The 17,289-nt window shown below is 26.0% G+C and carries 15 protein-coding genes; 11 read left to right on the top strand and 4 right to left on the bottom strand.

Going from position 1 to position 17,289, the window contains the following annotated elements; all coding sequences use genetic code 11:
- Window positions 1-103: 103 nt before the first annotated feature.
- Both HF520_RS08210 and HF520_RS08205 read right to left on the bottom strand, forming a co-directional pair.
- The gene (locus tag HF520_RS08210) at window positions 104-1,636 is read right to left on the bottom strand and encodes a PucR family transcriptional regulator (protein WP_168573561.1); all 1,533 of its coding nucleotides are present in this window, start codon (window positions 1,634-1,636) and stop codon (window positions 104-106) included.
- Entirely contained in the window at window positions 1,620-3,206 is a 1,587-nt protein-coding gene (locus tag HF520_RS08205) for a PucR family transcriptional regulator (RefSeq protein WP_168573560.1), read from the bottom strand. Before HF520_RS08205 ends, HF520_RS08210 begins: the two co-directional genes overlap by 17 nt.
- 306 nt (window positions 3,207-3,512) lie before the next feature.
- On the opposite strand from HF520_RS08205, the gene HF520_RS08200 reads away from it, so the two are divergent.
- The 8 genes from HF520_RS08200 to HF520_RS08165 all read left to right on the top strand — a co-directional run bounded on the left by HF520_RS08200 (window position 3,513) and on the right by HF520_RS08165 (window position 13,700).
- On the top strand, window positions 3,513-4,880 hold the full coding sequence (locus HF520_RS08200; protein WP_168573559.1) for an MFS transporter: 1,368 nt from the start codon (window positions 3,513-3,515) through the stop codon (window positions 4,878-4,880).
- A gap of 31 nt (window positions 4,881-4,911) precedes the next feature.
- Window positions 4,912-5,991, top strand: a complete 1,080-nt coding sequence (locus tag HF520_RS08195) for a uroporphyrinogen decarboxylase family protein (RefSeq protein ID WP_168573558.1) — start codon at window positions 4,912-4,914, stop codon at window positions 5,989-5,991.
- Between the two features lie 20 nt (window positions 5,992-6,011).
- Window positions 6,012-6,818: a methyltetrahydrofolate cobalamin methyltransferase gene (locus HF520_RS08190; protein WP_168573557.1), complete on the top strand. Its 807-nt coding sequence runs from the start codon at window positions 6,012-6,014 to the stop codon at window positions 6,816-6,818.
- 79 nt (window positions 6,819-6,897) lie between these two features.
- Window positions 6,898-7,548, top strand: coding sequence for a corrinoid protein (locus HF520_RS08185; RefSeq protein WP_168573556.1), 651 nt, complete (start codon window positions 6,898-6,900; stop codon window positions 7,546-7,548).
- A gap of 5 nt (window positions 7,549-7,553) precedes the next feature.
- The gene (locus HF520_RS08180) at window positions 7,554-8,093 is read left to right on the top strand and encodes a DUF2284 domain-containing protein (RefSeq protein ID WP_168573555.1); all 540 of its coding nucleotides are present in this window, start codon (window positions 7,554-7,556) and stop codon (window positions 8,091-8,093) included.
- Window positions 8,094-8,182: 89 nt separating this feature from the next.
- Window positions 8,183-9,988, top strand: a complete 1,806-nt coding sequence (locus HF520_RS08175) for an ASKHA domain-containing protein (RefSeq protein ID WP_168573554.1) — start codon at window positions 8,183-8,185, stop codon at window positions 9,986-9,988.
- A gap of 473 nt (window positions 9,989-10,461) precedes the next feature.
- Window positions 10,462-10,920, top strand: coding sequence for an MgtC/SapB family protein (locus HF520_RS08170; protein ID WP_168573553.1), 459 nt, complete (start codon window positions 10,462-10,464; stop codon window positions 10,918-10,920).
- Between the two features lie 377 nt (window positions 10,921-11,297).
- Complete coding sequence (locus HF520_RS08165) at window positions 11,298-13,700, top strand: ATP-binding protein (protein ID WP_168573552.1); 2,403 nt, start codon at window positions 11,298-11,300, stop codon at window positions 13,698-13,700.
- Window positions 13,701-13,839: 139 nt separating this feature from the next.
- On the opposite strand, the gene HF520_RS08160 is transcribed toward HF520_RS08165, so the two are convergent.
- Window positions 13,840-15,027, bottom strand: coding sequence for a cyclically-permuted mutarotase family protein (locus tag HF520_RS08160; RefSeq protein ID WP_243155128.1), 1,188 nt, complete (start codon window positions 15,025-15,027; stop codon window positions 13,840-13,842).
- A gap of 235 nt (window positions 15,028-15,262) precedes the next feature.
- Between HF520_RS08160 and HF520_RS08155 the strand changes: the two genes are divergently transcribed.
- The 3 genes from HF520_RS08155 to HF520_RS08145 all read left to right on the top strand — a co-directional run bounded on the left by HF520_RS08155 (window position 15,263) and on the right by HF520_RS08145 (window position 16,738).
- Entirely contained in the window at window positions 15,263-16,159 is an 897-nt protein-coding gene (locus tag HF520_RS08155) for an SPL family radical SAM protein (protein WP_168573551.1), read from the top strand.
- Window positions 16,160-16,306: 147 nt separating this feature from the next.
- Window positions 16,307-16,564, top strand: coding sequence for a hypothetical protein (locus HF520_RS08150; RefSeq protein ID WP_168573550.1), 258 nt, complete (start codon window positions 16,307-16,309; stop codon window positions 16,562-16,564).
- A gap of 30 nt (window positions 16,565-16,594) precedes the next feature.
- A complete protein-coding gene (locus tag HF520_RS08145) occupies window positions 16,595-16,738 on the top strand; it encodes a hypothetical protein (RefSeq protein ID WP_168573549.1) in 144 nt (47 codons plus the stop codon).
- Between the two features lie 74 nt (window positions 16,739-16,812).
- Here HF520_RS08145 and HF520_RS08140 read toward each other — a convergent pair whose 3' ends face one another.
- Window positions 16,813-17,235, bottom strand: coding sequence for an HIT family protein (locus tag HF520_RS08140; protein WP_168573548.1), 423 nt, complete (start codon window positions 17,233-17,235; stop codon window positions 16,813-16,815).
- Between the last annotated feature and the right edge of the window lie 54 nt (window positions 17,236-17,289).

The raw sequence follows: 17,289 nt of genomic DNA, 5'->3' as shown, positions 1-17,289 counted from the left end.
ATAATCGGATGTAAGTGGCATATGTTGCTTTTCAATAATATGATTGTCTTTAATAAAAAGTTTATGTACAAATTTATAAAGTTTATAGATAAGTATATAAAATTTAGAGAAAATTTAGAGCTAAGAGAGATAATTTAAGTTTGATAATAAAATTAGTATCGAATATGTCAAAACAATACAAATCTCTTATTTTTTGGAGCCTATACTTTAAAGTATTATAATGTATATGTAGTTCATTTGATGTCTTTTGCATATCTCCATTATTTGAGCAATATACTCTCAATGTATCAACAGATTCTTTGTTATTTTCATTAATAAAATTCATTAAACTTATATCAATTAAATCATCCATATTAAAATGACTAATAAAAGAAAAAACTAAATTATCTACTATATATTCACTGAAGTAATAAATATATTCATTATAATCTATTTTACTTCCAAGAAAAATAGCTTTACTTCCTTGTAAACTTGCATTTTTAAATTCTTTTAAAGAAGAAAAACACTGACTAATGCCAGCCTTTAAATTATTTTTTTTCAAAAATTCAATAAAGAAGTTTTTCTCATCATCCTTAAAATCTTTACCTCCTCTGTAAAGAATATAAATTTTGTTTTTATAAAAATAAATATAATGATTATAAAAAATATGACTCAATAAACTGTTTAGATATTTTAACTTTTCAAAGGAATTTATGTCTTTTAAATCTTCTATATATATGAGGAATAAATTATCGCTTAAATCTAAATTAAAGGTTTCTACATAGCTATCAACATAATCCTTATCAAAGTTTTCATGATCGATGAGGTAGTAAAAAAGAGAATCAAATACAGTATTATTTGTAAGTAGAAATTCAGAATTACGAAGAACTATAGGAAGCAGTAGTTTATCAAGAATATTTAATATTTCAATATCAATTTTAGAAAAAGGTTTATTTACTTCTAATACATAGATATGTGCTATATTAAATTTTTCTTTCATTAATGATGAAATTAACATTCTATGATTCATAGTATCATGATAGTCAACTATTATAGGTTGATTAAAAAAAGAAATTGATTGTCTAAAGTTTAAATCATAGTAAATACTTTTTATATAATTTGCATCTGCATAGCCTTTAGTTATATGTTCATCCCAGATAGGCTCATTTATATCAGAATCTCCTATAAAAGAAGCACATACATGATTACATGAATTTACAATTATAATAGGATTTTCTAAGTATTGATAAGCAATTTTAAGTAAATCATCTAAGGAGACATTTTTAGATATAAATTCTATTAAATTTTTTGTCATATGATTTAAAATTGAATCCATACATATTAAATCTTGTAGTTTTTCTAAGAGTGAATAAATACTACATTTATTTTTTTCTAATAAAATTAGGTTATATTTGTCCCAAGATTGCAAATAAGTAGGAAGAGGAGTATCTAATATTATTAGCAGATTAGTTATGTTGATATTATTTATTTCTTTTGGTAATTGCGAGGATTTACAAACATATAAGCAATTTGAATTAAAATCTTTGAAGTATCTATGTAAATAATAATAATTAGATATAGTTAGGTTTTCTTGAATTGAAACTTTAGGCTTATACTTTGAGAGTAATCTACCTATTTCTTTAATAGTTGTGGACATCACCAAAACCTCCTAATTTTTTTGTTGCTAGTGCTATAAAACAGAGCTTTAGTTTAACTAAGTAATTTGTATCATTTAAATCCATATTATATAGATCTTCTATTTTTTGAAGTCTATATTTTAGAGTATTGTAGTGTATATTTAGCTTGAAAGCTGTTTGCTTTATGTCACCTTCACATTGAATATAAGAATTTAGAGTATAATACAAATCATTATTATTATCTAAGATTAATTTTTTTAGCTTTGAATCTAATATATTATTTAAATCTTCTTTATCTAAAAATGAGTGTACTAAATTAAAAATAACATAATTATCAAAATAGTAGATAGATTCATCTTTATCCTCTAATATTTTTCCAAAATAAATAGATTTAAGAGCTTGCTCATAAGCATTTTTTAAATTTAAAAAATCATTGAATAATTTGCTAACGCCAACTTTCAAGGTATAGTTTTCTACTGCATTAACAAAGTCATCAAAGATTTTTATGCTAGAAAATCTTTCATAGGAATTTTTATTATTAAATATAACTACGATATCATTTTTAAAAATAGTAACTATACTATTAGGAAATAAGGATGAAATATATTGTTTAATATAAGCCATTTTTGTTTTTGAATTTACATTATCATTATCTTTTAGTACAAGAAGATACATATTATTTGAGTAATTAATGTTTAGTGAGGATAAAGAATTCATTACCAAAACTTTATTAGGATTATTAGTTCTAAGTAAATAGGTTATTATTGAATCAAAATCAGAATAGTTTTGGGAAGGAAAACGTTTATCTAGAAGTAACAAAGGATAGATTAATTTTCCAAGAGTTTTTACTATTTCTAAATCTGATGAATTTAATATTTTATTACACTCTAAGATGCTAATTCTAGCAATTGTAAAATTATTGTGTGTGATAGGTATTGTGATTTCTTTACATTTCATTACTTCAGGAAAAAAAGTAGTAATAATTTCGTCATTACTTTCTCCTAGTTTACGATTATCTGTATTTTGATTGTAAAGTAAAGAGTACGTAGGATGAGGAATACCTATTTCTAATTGATATTTCCAAGATGGATCGTCTATAATAGTATCTCCAATATAATAGGAGCAAGTATGATACATAGAATTTAAAAGTATAATAGGATTTTTTAAATAACTAAAGCTTAATTTGATAATTTCATCTATTGATTTAGAACTACCTATGGCATTGATAATATCTTTTTGAAAAGCAAGCAAAGATGTATTTATGTCAAAAGTATCTTGAATAATATAAATTAATTTATAAATAGGTAAGTTATTATCATTTAAGATTATATAATTATGACTATTTTTTGAATTGTTATTTATTATAAAATCAGGTATTGTTGTGTCTTTAATAATCAAAAAATTTATTCTATGATGAGTTATAATTTCATCAGGAAAATTACTAGCTTTAAAAATATAAAGACGGTAAGGATTAAAATTTGAAATTTTTTTTGATAAATATCTAAAATCAATTAGCTCGCAATTTTCATGTATAGATGAACTTATATTGTAAGACGATAATTTATTTTTGATTTCATCTATTGTGGCCAAATAAATCTCACCTCCTAAATAAAAGTTTCCTTTTTATAATTCTATCATAATTTCAGATTTATTACTTGTTGAAAAATAATAAACTTATATTTTAAGAAAGTATAAAAATATTCTTGTTTGAGTTTGAGAAAAACTAAAAAGAATTTGTGGTATTTAAACAATAAATTAATAGAAAAACTTATAAAAAAAATAGAAATTATTTGGATATACTTACGTTGTGTATACAAATATTAGATTCTATACTTTAGATATATAAGGACATTTAAAAAGCTAAGAAATATAAAATAATCATAAAGAGGTGAATATATGAAGAAAATAAATAAAAAGATAAGGAACTTTTGGGGAATAAGTGAAGTTGGATTTTCTTTTATGAGTACTGTTGAAACTGCATTCTTTGTAATCTTTCTAACTGATGTAGCTAAACTTCCTCTAGGACTTACAGCAGTCATAATATCTATTGCTGGAATTACAGATGCAATTACAGCTATGCTTGCAGGAGTTATAATTGATAAAGTTAACTTTAAAAACGGAAAATATAGACCCTGGTTGATTTACTGTCCACCTTTTATCGTAGCTTTATTTGTACTTATGTTTACAAAAATAGGTAACGATACAACAGCAGCATTATTATGTGGAACAGGATATATTCTAAGTCATGCAATATGGAATATATGTTGGACAGCAAATAGAACTCTAGTTGGTGTTTTATCAGATGATGCAGATGAGAGAGCATTTTTATCAGGTAGAATTTCAGCAGGTTCTTCAGCCGGTAAAATAATAGCTTCTTATTTAGTTCCAGTTCTTAATATATTCTTCCTTGGAATATTCTCATCATCAACAGGAGTAATAGTGTATACATTAACAGCATTAGTAGCATCTCTAACATTTACAATTTGTTATATAACACACTATATAATTACAAAAGGATATGACTTACAACTTGAAGATAATAATAAAAAATCAAGTACTAAGAGAGTTACTTTTAAAGATATGGCAAAAAGCATTACTAAAAACCCACAGTTACTATTTGTACTTATGTATGATTTTCTAAAGTTAATAGGCTATTATACTTTGATGGCGTCAGTTGCCTACTATGCAAAGGTAGTACTAGAAGATCCAGGATCTGTATCATTAATATTAGTAGTATTTAATATAGGAGCATTAATAGGATCATTATACTCAAAAAATGTTGTTTCTAAGATAGGAAGTAAATACACAAACTTATTAGGAGTTTTAGGTTTTGCTGCATCATTAGTAATAATATACTTTATACCAGCAAATAAATTCATAGTAACAGCATTATTAGGTGTTGGTCAAATATTCTTTGGTATTGCTTATGGAAATACTACAAGTCTTTATTCAAATTGTGGTACTTACAGTGAGTATAAAACAGGTAAAAATACTAAAGCGGTAATAATGTCTTTTAGCTCTTTAGCTATAAAAATATCTATAGCAGTTAGAGGAGTAGTAATACCAGCTGTATTAGCAGCAATATCTTATAATCCAGATGGTTTAATTACTGATTCTATTCAAGGTGGCATAAAGATATTGTTTTTAATAGTTCCTATATCTTTCCTAGTAGTATCAGCTATTCCTTTACTTGCTTATAAAATTAAAGATAGCGATGTAACTAAGATGGAAAAAGAATTACAAGAAAGAGCAAAAAATATTTAATTTATATATATATATTAAGGAGGAAAATATTATGAGTTCTAAAATAGTTAGTGAGTATGCTTTTAATAAAAGAGAAGTTGAAAATAAAAAATTAAACAATATAGTTCCACCACCTTATGGAGGTGTAGAAATACAAACTTATAAATTTGATACACCTATAAGTGAAAAAGAAAATTTATTTAAAATAGTTAGAAATGAAAAACCTTTATGGATGCCAGTTATGGGTGGTGATATAAATTTTATTCAACCACTTGCTATGCCAGATGCTTTAGCTAGATGGAAAGGTGGAAAAGACTGGTTTGGAATTGAATGGGAGTATGAAGCAAATATAAATGCAGCTATGGTTAAGCCAGGAACTAGAAGACTTAGTGATATTACTAAATGGGAAGAAGAATTAGAGTTCCCTGACTTAAATGATATAGATTGGAAAAAAGATTATGATGAGAACTATAAAGGAAAGTTAGATCCTACAAGAGCGACTATGTTTACAATAGTTAATGGACTATTTGAGAGAACTGCAGACTTAACAAGCTTTGAAGATACTTTCTGTTATTTATTAGAAGAAGAAGAGGTACTAGAAAAATTCTATGATAGATTAGCAGATTGGCATATAGAGCTATTTAAAATAGCTAAAGATATTTATCATGCTGATATAATTATTTTCCATGATGATATGGGAACACAAAGAAGCTCTTTCTTCTCACCAGCAACATTTGAAGAAGTAATGTTACCTCACTATAAAAAAATGGTAGATGCAGCTCATAAGATGGGATTATTAGTAAGTTTCCATTCATGTGGATCTGTTTCAAATCAAATAGAAAACTTTATAAAAGCAGGATTTGATTTTTGGGAAGGTCAAGACTGTTGTAATGATAAATTAGCTTTATTAGAAAAATATGGCGATGTATTACCTCAAATAAGTGCATTTTCACCAGATCCTGACGGTGTATTATCTGATGAAGAATATGAAAAAGCATTAGTAGATAGAATAAAGGAATTTGGTAAAGATGGAAGATATGTAATGTGGTATCGTGAAAGTAATCAAGAAAGATATTTAAAGGGGCAAGAAATTATATACAGAGAATCTCGTAAATTCTATTGTGGAGAATAATCTAGTTAGGGGGGAATAAGATGATAATAATAGGAGAAAAATTAAACGGATCAATCCCAGTAGTAGGGGAAGCTATTGCAAATAAAGATGCAGAATTTATAAAAAATAGAGCCAAAATACAAGCTGATGCTAACGCAACATATATTGATATATGTGCATCTGTACCAGAAAATATAGAAGTCGATACTTTAAAATGGATGATAGATCTAGTACAAGAAACTACTGATATACCAATTTGCATAGATTCCCCAAGTCCACGCTCCTGCATAGCTGCTATTCCATTTTGTAAGAAAGAAGGAGTAATAAACTCAGTTTCTTTAGAGGGGGATAAAATAGATGTTGTATTTCCTGTTATAGCTGATACTAAATGGGAGTGCATAGCTTTACTTTGTGATGATAAAGGAATCCCAAATTCTGTAGAAAGAAGAATGGAAGTATTTGAAGGTATAATGGCTAAGGCTAAAGAGTACAATATAGACCCATCTAGAATTCATATAGACCCACTTGTAGTAACTCTTGGAACTGACGAAACAGCACTTACTACTTTTGCAGAATGTTGTAGAAGAATTAAAAAGGAATATCCAACAATTCATATAACTAGTGGACTTAGTAATATATCTTTTGGTCTACCTGCAAGAAAACTTATAAACCAAGCTTTTATGGTATTAGCAAGAAATGCTGGTATGGACTGTGCAATAGTAGACCCTACTAACAGAGATATGTTAGGTATGATATATGCTACAGAAGCATTATTAGAAGAAGATGAATTTTGTTTAGAATATATAGGAGCATATAGAGAAGGGCTAATAGGGAACGTTAAAAAATAAAATTAAATTTGTTAGTTATGTAGTGTAATAAAATTATTTAAAGTATAAAAGGGTTATTAAAATAAATGGAGGGGTTAGTATGTCAAGTATAGAAGCTGTATCTAAAGCTGTACAAGGTGGAAAATCTAAAAAAATAGGGGAGTTAGTTAAACAAGCATTAGATGCTGGGTGTGAACCTGCTGATATATTAAATAAAGGTATGATAGATGCAATGAGTATAGTTGGAGATAAGTTTACTAAAAATGAGATATTCGTACCTGAAATGTTAGTTGCTGCACGTGCAATGAAAAAAGGTGTGGAAGTTTTAAAACCATATTTAGCAGGAGATAATTCAACATCTATAGGAAAAATAATAATGGGAACTGTAGCAGGAGATTTACATGATATAGGTAAAAACTTAGTAATAATGATGATGGAAAGTACTGGATTTGAGGTTATAGATTTAGGCGTAGACGTACCTGCTGAGAAGTTTGTATCTACACTAATTGAAAATCCAGATGTAAAAATAGTTGGAGCGTCTGCTCTTTTAACTACTACAATGCCAGCTTTAAAAGATACTGTATCAGCTCTTAATGAATGTGAATTAAGAAGCCGTATTAAAGTAATGGTAGGAGGAGCTCCAATAACACAATCATTTGCAGATGAAATTGGTGCAGATGCTTATACTGAAGATGCAGCCTCAGCAGCACAAGTAGCTAAACAATTTGTATTATCAAGTGCAAGCATATAAGATTTATGAATGATATAAATAAAGTTATAGGAAGAGCAAAATTGTATGGATTTGATGTGGTTGGCTATTTAAATGTTTCTAATATTAATTTAATGGATGAAGTAAGAAATATGTGCAAAGAAAATAAATGTAGTAAATATAATACAAATTGGTCATGCCCACCAGGATGCGGAACTTTAGAAGAGGCAAGAAAAAAGTTAGCTAATTACTCTAAAGGAGTAATAGTTCAAACTATAGGAGAAATTGAAGATTTCCTGGATTTTGAAAATATGATAGAAGTTGAGAAAAGACATAAAAATAATTTTATTAAATTTTATCAAGTAATTAAAAAGGAATATAAGGATGCAATGGCTTTTGGAAGTGGATGTTGTACAATTTGTTTAAAGTGTACGTATCCAGATGAACCATGCAGATTTCCTCAAAAGTGCATATCTTCCATGGAATCTTATGGTATGTTAGTTAGTGATATTTGTAAAGATAATAAAATTAAATACTATTACGGACCAAATAAAATTGCATATACATCTTGCTTTGTAATTAAATAATGCTAAAAATCCTTTCTCATTTATATAGTGGGAGAGGATTTTTAACTATAAAGAACTTTTAATAAGTATATAGTTTTGGAGGAATTATTATGAAGATAAGTCTTAAGAATGGTAAGGATGAGAGAATAATATACGCAAATAAAAATGATAATTTACTTAAAATATTAAGAGAAAATAACGTTGAAGTAAATAATAATTGTGGAGCTAAAGGAAAATGTGGAAAGTGTAAGGTGAAAATTTTAAATGAAGAGTATTTAAAATTTACTAAAAGTGATGAAGTTCATTTAAGTAAGGATGAGCTAGATAAAGGAATAAGATTATCATGTATGATAAATATAGAAGATGATATTGAAATAGAATTGATTAATAGCAAAGATGATATTCAGGTTTTAACAGATCTTTACGATAATAATACTTCTTTAGATATAGATATAAAAAAGATTTATCTTGAGCTAGAAAAGCCATCACTTATGGATCAAAGAGACGATGTAAAAAGAGTTAAAGATAGCTTAGATATGAAAGACTTATACATTGATAAAAAAACATTAGGAAGTATTTCTAATATATTAGAAAAGAATAATTATAAAGTAACTTTTACAACGTATAATAATAAATTACTTCACATTCAAGGTAATAATAGAGAAAAATATAAATATGGTATAGCCTTAGATTTAGGAACAACGACTATGGCTTTATACTTATTAGATTTAAATGAAGGTAGAATAATTTCTGTATTATCTAAGGTAAATGCTCAAAGGTCCTATGGCAGTGATGTTATATCTAGAATTAACTATACAATGGAAAATAAAAATGGTCTTGAAGAATTAAATAAATGCGTGATTAATCAAATAAACGAAATGATAGATGAAATAAGTAAGATAAATAATATAAATAAAAATGAAATTTACAATATAGTAGTAGTTGGAAATACAACAATGATTCATATGTTAATGAAAATTCCATGTAAGAATATAGCTTTAGCACCTTTTATACCTTCTTTTACCGAGAAATATGAATGTAGTGCTTTAGATATAGGGATAAATGTAAATGGAATAATAAGCCTACCTCCGAGTATATCAGCTTATGTTGGAAGTGATATTAGTGCAGGAATACTATCATCTAATATGAGTAAAAATGATAAATATTCTTTACTATTAGATATAGGTACTAATGGTGAAATAGCTCTTGGTAACAAAGATAGAATTTTGACTTGTGCTACTGCTGCAGGTCCAGCTTTTGAAGGAACTAATATTAAATATGGTGTAGGTGGTATAAAAGGTGCTATTAGTAGTATTGATTTAAGTAAGGATAAAATCTATGAAACTATAAATGATGAGACTCCTTGTGGAATCTGTGGGTCAGCAGTTCTTGATATAACAAGTGAATTATTAAAATATGAAATTATAGATGAGACTGGAAGAATGATTGATTATGATGAAGTAGAAAATGAATACTTAAGAAAAAGGTTAAATAAAGATAAGAGTATAAAGGAGTTTATAATTTTTCAAGATGACGATAAGAAGATTTCATTTACTCAAAAAGATATTAGAGAAGTACAGCTTGCAAAAGCATCTATCTATGCTGGTATAGAGGTGTTATTAAATGAAAGTAATCTTACTTATGATGATATAGAAAATGTTTATATAGGTGGTGGTTTTGGGAATTTTATGAATGTTGAAAGTGCTGTAAATATAGGTATGATTCCAGAAGCATTTAAAAATAAGATTAAATCTATTGGTAATTGTGCAGGGAAGGGAGCAATAGACTTTTTAATAAGTGAAGAAAATAAAAAAGAAATAGTAAAAATAGTAGATAAGTGCGAATATATAGAACTATCAAAAAGTAAAAGTTTTCAAGAGTTTTATATTGATTCAATTTCATTTGAATCAATATAAATTAATAATATAATAGAAGATATAATCTATGAATGCTAGTATAAATTTAATTATATATGCAATATTATATGAGTAATATTGCATATATAATAGCTAAAAATAAATTGCGAGATATCTGTTATATTTTTTATATTTAATTTACTTTCTTAAGTGGATTATTTTTTATTTAAGACAATTTATAAAGATAAATAACAACAATTAAAAAAGTACTTGTATTCTTAGGATATAAGTATTTTTAATTGTTGAGAAATTTATTATAATATTTTATTATTATATTTAAAGGAAACAACTGGTAAACAAAGCAGTACTTAATCCATTAATTACACAAAAAAGGCAGATTCCGATGCCTGCATTTTTATAGTGGAAAATTGTAATTTATACATAAATACAAAAAATAATTTGATTAATACGATATAAGATTATACATAAAATATAAATAGGAATTAAATTATAAAATTAAAAAGGAGACTTATATGGAAGAATTAATGTTATTACAAGAACATATACCTAAATTATTACTTGCAGCACTAATAGGCGGAATAATTGGGCTTGAACGTGGAAATAGAGGAGGAATAATTGGATTTGGAACATTATCAACTTTAACTCTTGGATGTACACTTTTAACAATAATATCAGCCTATGCGATTGGAACAGATGCAGACCCTTCAAGACTTATATCTACAATAATAAGTTCTATAGGTTTTATAGGTGGTGGAGTTATCTTTACTCAAAGAAATGATAATGAAAAATCAGTCAGAGGATTAACTAGTGCATCAATAGTATTTTGTTTGGCAGCAATAGGAATATCTATTGGTTTGGGGTATTATGGGATGGCTATTGTTACAGCTATATTAATTGAATTAAATGTGTTTATATCTAGATTTATAAAGAAAAGACGCAAAGAAAATGAAGATGATGAGAGTGAGTTTTAGATGAGATGCAATAAATGGTTTTTGTAGCCATTAAGGGAGGCATCTCTTTTTTATGTTTAAAGAAATTATATTAACTTAATAACTATAGATAACAACAATCATACAATAATTATAAATTAACAATATCTTTTATAAAGATTATAAATAAGACTAATCAGAAAAATATAATGTTAATAACAGGTAATACTTATAGACCTAGTTTTTTTTTAAGCAAATGAAATCTTTATAAAAAATTTTTACGCCCTTTGATAATATATAATCTTTAATTAAATAATATATATACTGTATAAAAATATTGTCTATGATATAATGTTCATATGCAATATTATGGTAAAACATGTAAATATATCATTTTAAGTGGGTAAAAGGTGAATAGAATGTTAAATATATATAATAAAATTAGTGACTATATAGTTGTATTGAATTATAATGGGGAAATAATTTTTGCTAATGAGTCATTTTTAAAGCGACTAAATTACAATAATGAGGAAGTATTAAATTTAAAGATAGATAAAATAACACGATTTAAGAAAAATAATCTTATTAATATACTAAAAGATTCTAAGGGAATAAACAAAACTTTAGAGTTTTACTCAAGGTCAAATGAAGTAGTCAATATAAATTTCAATATAAGCATAGAGAATTTTAAAAATGAAAAAAGTATTTTTATTATAGGTAAAGAAGCAAATTCAAAATTATATACAATAGAAATGTTAGAGGATCTTTTAGATAATATTAATATTTGCACATTTATCTTAGACCCTGATGAAAAATATTTATATGTTAACAAGGCTTTTGCTAATATATTAAATAAAAAAAGAGAAGATATAATTGGAACATATAATAGAGATCATTGGGATTATGATGATTATAAAGATCTTGAAAAAAATAATAATGAAGTTTGCAAGAATAAAAGTCCAAAGATATTTAATGAAAAACTATCATTTGGAAATAAGATCTACTGGTATGATAGTTACAAAGCTCCAATATTCGATAAAAATGAAAAATTCAAATATATTGTAGCTACAACTAAAAATATTAATTTATCAAAAATATTATCAGAAGAATTATATAAAAATTATAATAAAGCAGAATTTGAAAGTGATTTTGATGGTAGTAGCGATGATAATATTGAATTAATTAAAATACTAAGTAAGATTGGAGAAAATATATTAGATTATACGCAATCAGATGGTATTTCTATATTATTATATGATAAAAATAAAAAAGGATTAATACCTTATATAAAGTTAAAAGATTCTAAAACGTTTCTTAATAATTTAGATTTTATTTCTATAAAAAATCCTGAAGTAAACTTAGATAAATATAGAAATTACTTCAATTCTATATTTCCAAAAGATAAGATATATAAATTACTAAATCTAAATTATAATGATATAGATGATTTAGGATATTTGGGAAATTATTTAATAGAGTTAAATAATGAATTTATTGGAATCATAAGCTTAAGTTATAAAAATGGAAATTCGCCTAAATGTAATAGTGATGAGTATATGAAATATATATGTAATAAAATAGGCATGATAATTAAAAATTTTACACTATTGCAAGAAGTATATATTGAAAATAAAAAGCGTGAATATACAGAAAAAGAGCTAGAGAGGTATTTAAATATATCAGCTGACTTAGTAGCTATAGTAGGAAAAGATGGCTATTTAAAAAGAGTAAGCTCTAGTTGGTATAATATCCTAGGGTGGACAGAAGATGAATTATTGTCAATCCCATGTAAAGAAATAGTTCATCCAAAAGATTTAAAAAATTTCAGAGAAAAGTGTAAATTAGATGATATAGAAGGTAAGCTTGTTAGAAATATTATTAGATACAGGCATAAGAATGGAAACTACATTTATCTTGAATGGAGTAGTGAGTATCTAAGAGATGAAGAAGTATATATAGCAACAGCAAGGGATATTACAAAAAATTTAGAAATAGAAAAAGAAAAAAGAATATTAGAAGAAGCTGTAAAGTTAGAAGTTGTCAAAAATGAATTCTTTTCAAATATATCTCATGAATTTAGAACCCCAATAAATATTATTTTAGGTACTATGCAAGTAATTAATAGAAATATAGAAAATAATAGTATCCAGTTAGATAGCTTAAAGAAATATACTAAATATATAAAACAAAATTCATACAGATTGCTAAGACTAGTAAACAATTTAATAGATATAAGTAAAATGGATATAGGAATGTATGAGCTTAGATGCTCTAACCAAAATATTATAAATATTGTTGAAGATATAACTCTATCTGTAGCTGATTATACAAAAAATAATAAAATAAATCTTATATTTGATACAAGCGATGAAGAACTTATTACATATTGTGATCCAGATAAAATAGAAAGAATAATGTTAAATCTTTTATCTAATGCTATAAAATATACACCAGAGAATGGCTTTATAAAAGTTAAAATAGATTCTACTCAAGATGAAGTAATAGTATCTGTAAAAGACAGCGGTGTAGGTATACCAAAAGATAAATTAGATGTTATATTTGATAGATTTGGGCAAGTAGATATATCTTTTAATAGAAAGTGTGAAGGTAGCGGGATAGGGCTTTCACTAGTGAAAAATTTAGTAGAATTACATGGAGGACAAATAAATGTAAATAGTGAAGTCAATAAAGGTTCAGAATTCATATTTAGTATCCCTATTAAGTTAAATGAAGAAAATAATAATAATAAAAATGATATTTATAGAAAATCTAAGCATATTGAGAGATGTGATATAGAATTTTCTGATATATATAATATTTAGAAGTTAAGGAACTAATATATCAATAATCTTAAATTAATATATGGTATATGTATGAGTATAAAAATTATATATTTCAAGATAAATTAAAAAATATGGCGCTTGTAAAACACAGGCACCATATTTTTTATATTGTTCAGTATTATTTATAGAACAATGTACCAGAATAAGTTCTATTAGTTCTTGTACCAGGTTTTATTTCTCCATTTATTGAATAAATTTTATCTTTACTACCTAAAACTACACCAGCTCCACAAGGTGCATCAAAAGGTACTTCACCAATACTTCTCCAAGAATCTTCTTCAGCATTGTATATTAAAATTTGTTTATTCCATCTAAGTTCAGAAGGATCTGCCCCAAAATATGATTTTTTAAATTCAAGTAATTCATCATCTTTTAAAGAATTTAGTTTATCAACAGCATAATCATAAACAGTTTTATCAAAACCACCTATAACAAGCATTTCATCATCATTAATTTTAACAGAGCTAGCTCCTAATAAAGAAATATCTTTATTATTTACTTCAATATCGGAAACGCTTTCCCATTTATCTTTATTAAAGTTATATCTATAGCCATCTGTATAAGCAACAGTATCTCCACCACTAAATACATAAAGTTTATCATCTAAAATTTGAGCAACAGCTTGATTTCTAGTATCTTCTCCTGGCATAGATGCTATTTCTGTTGTTTCTCCTGTTTTTATATTAAATTTATACATTTTATTGCTTGATTTATATTTATCATCTTTCTCAGTTTTTTGTTTACCTAGTCCTACATATATATAATTTCCTTTTTTTACTGCAATTCCATCACTAATTGCAAAAGGTAAATCTCCTATTAACTTACTCTTAAGATTACCTTTTTTATCAACAGTGAATAAAGTAACATTATCTGCTTCATCTTCATTAGTACTTCCACCTATGTAATACACGCCTTCATCAGTAGTTATAGAACTTCCATAAGCTATTTCATAATCTAATGTAGTATGGTTAACTTGTTTTAATTTTCCATCATCCTCTTTTAAAATATAAATATCTGGATAAGATTTTTTAGCTCCCCCTTCAGCTACTGGCTTATCTGGAAAGTTAGCTCCACCACCAGCAATTATATACCCATTATACTCACCAATAAGTAATCCAGCAGTACCTATGTTTTTACTTTGTCCAAATTGAGCTTCTAAGTCACCAGCATGCTCCCAAAGTATTCTTCTTGGACTATTATTATTTCCTTTATCAGCTAATACTTTTGAATTATAACCTACTCCCCCAGTACTAAGCACAAATATTGAGGCTATAGCAATAGCCATAGCTTTTGTTCTCTTTCTCATAAAATACCTCCAAAATAAATATTCGTAATTAAGTTCTATTTTTATTATTCAAATACCTTTGAAAGTAGTTTCTATTTTATTGTAGAAATTTACATAAATAAAATATTTCTTCTAATATATAGTAACAATATCTACAAATAGAAAAGTAAAATTAATAAATATTGAAATGTATGTAAATATAATGGCATAATAATGCTAACATACTTAAAAGCTAAAAGAGAGGAATTATAATTTTATGGAATTCATACAAACTAAGACAATAATATCTTCTAGCTATAAAGAAAATCCAAATTGGTTTGGAATAAATTACAATATGAATATATATAAAGGATGTTGTCATGGATGTATATATTGTGACTCTAGGAGTAGCTGCTATCAAATCATTGAATTTGATAGGGTTAGAATTAAAGAAAATTCAACAGAAATAATAAAAAAGAACCTTAAATCTAAAAAGACTAAAGGGGTTGTAGGAACTGGTGCTATGAGCGATCCATATAATCCATTTGAAGAAAAATATATGCTAACTAGAGAAGCTTTGAAGCTAATTGATGAGAATAGATTTGGAATATGTATTGCGACTAAAAGTGATTTAGTAACTAGAGATATAGACATATTAAAAAGGATACAAAGTCATTCACCTACTATGGTAAAAATGACAATAACTACATATGATGATGAACTATGTAAAAAAGTTGAAAGGAATGTATGTCCTACCTCTGATAGGTTTAAAGCAATAAAGAAACTATCAGATAATGGAATATATGTTGGTGTTTTATTAATGCCAGTTTTACCTTTTATTAATGATAATGAAGAAAATATAAAAAATATTATAAAATCAGCTTATGAAAGTGGAGCTAAATTTGTATTTTCCTATGGATTAGGTGTTACCTTAAGACAAAATCAAAGAGAATATTACTTTGAAAAATTAAGGGAAATATTTCCAAGACAAAATTTAGATAAAAAATACATTGATATTTTTGGAGAATCTTATGTAAATAGTGCAAGAAATTATGAGTATTTATATAAAATTTTTAAACAAGAGTGTGAAAAGTACAATCTTTTATATGATATGAAAGATATTATAGCTGATTATAAAAGCAGATATGAAAAAACTCAAATTAGTTGGTTTTAAAAACGTTATTGGAAAATGTGTTTATAATTTGAATAGTAAATCATACCTTAAATAGATCTTGGAAATTAGAAATAGATTAAAAGGTTTTATAATTAGTTTGATACATACTAAATGAAAGTATATTATAAAATAAGGAGGAAAAAGAAAATGTTTTGGGATAAGAGATTGTTATATAAAGGGAAATCAAGAGAAAAATACAATGAAGTAATAAATATTTTAGAATTAAATGATATACAATACACAGATAAGATAGAAAATAAAAATAAAGGCAATATGTCTATGATTGATAAAACCATAATAGAAAGTAAAATTGGAAACTTAGGTCAAAAAGAAGATTTTACTTATGAATATAGTGTTTATGTTAAAAAAGATATTTATGAATATGCAGAGAGTTTAATAAAGTAGAAGGAACTTACCTAAACTAGGGAGATAAAAATGAAAATAAAGAATAAAGAGTCCTCAATATCAAAAAATAAAAAAATAATAACTCTTGGAAAAGGATTTATAGATAGAAAGATAATCATTAAAAGTGAAGATTTTGATAGGGTTAAAAGCTTATTAGAAACAATGTATCAGTAGAGAAAGGTAAAATATAATAGAAAATTATTATAATGAAGAGCTATCATGAAATTTCATGATAGCTCAATTATTAACTATTTTAAATTTTCCTTGATTAGGTCAATTAATTCTTGATACTCTTCATCTTTAAGAGTAACTCTTTCAGGATTCATTGCAAATGTAGTACCCCATTCAAATTCATCAGTATACTTTGGAACTAAATGAAAATGTAAATGACATCCAGTATCCCCATATGCACCATAGTTTACTTTGTTTGGTTTGAACGCAGCTTGTAAAGCATTTGATACCTTTGCTATATCTTCAAAATAAGCAGCTCTTTCTTCAGAACTTAATATTGTCATATCGCCGATATGTCTTTTATGAGCAACTATAACACGCCCTTTGTGGCTTTGTTCTTTGAATAAGTAAACTTTAGATGTTTCTAATTCACAAATTTTAATTCCAAATTGATCGACTAATTCGCCTTCCATACAATAAGCACAATTTTTGTCTAACATTATTCAGGTCCCCTTTATAAAAAATATATTTCCAATTATTACTATACCATATAA

It is taken from the genome of Romboutsia sp. CE17 (genome assembly GCF_012317385.1).
Taxonomy (GTDB): Bacteria; Bacillota; Clostridia; order Peptostreptococcales; family Peptostreptococcaceae; genus Romboutsia_E.
Note: the sequence above shows the minus strand (reverse complement) of the source record. Positions and strands in the feature narration are given on the sequence as shown.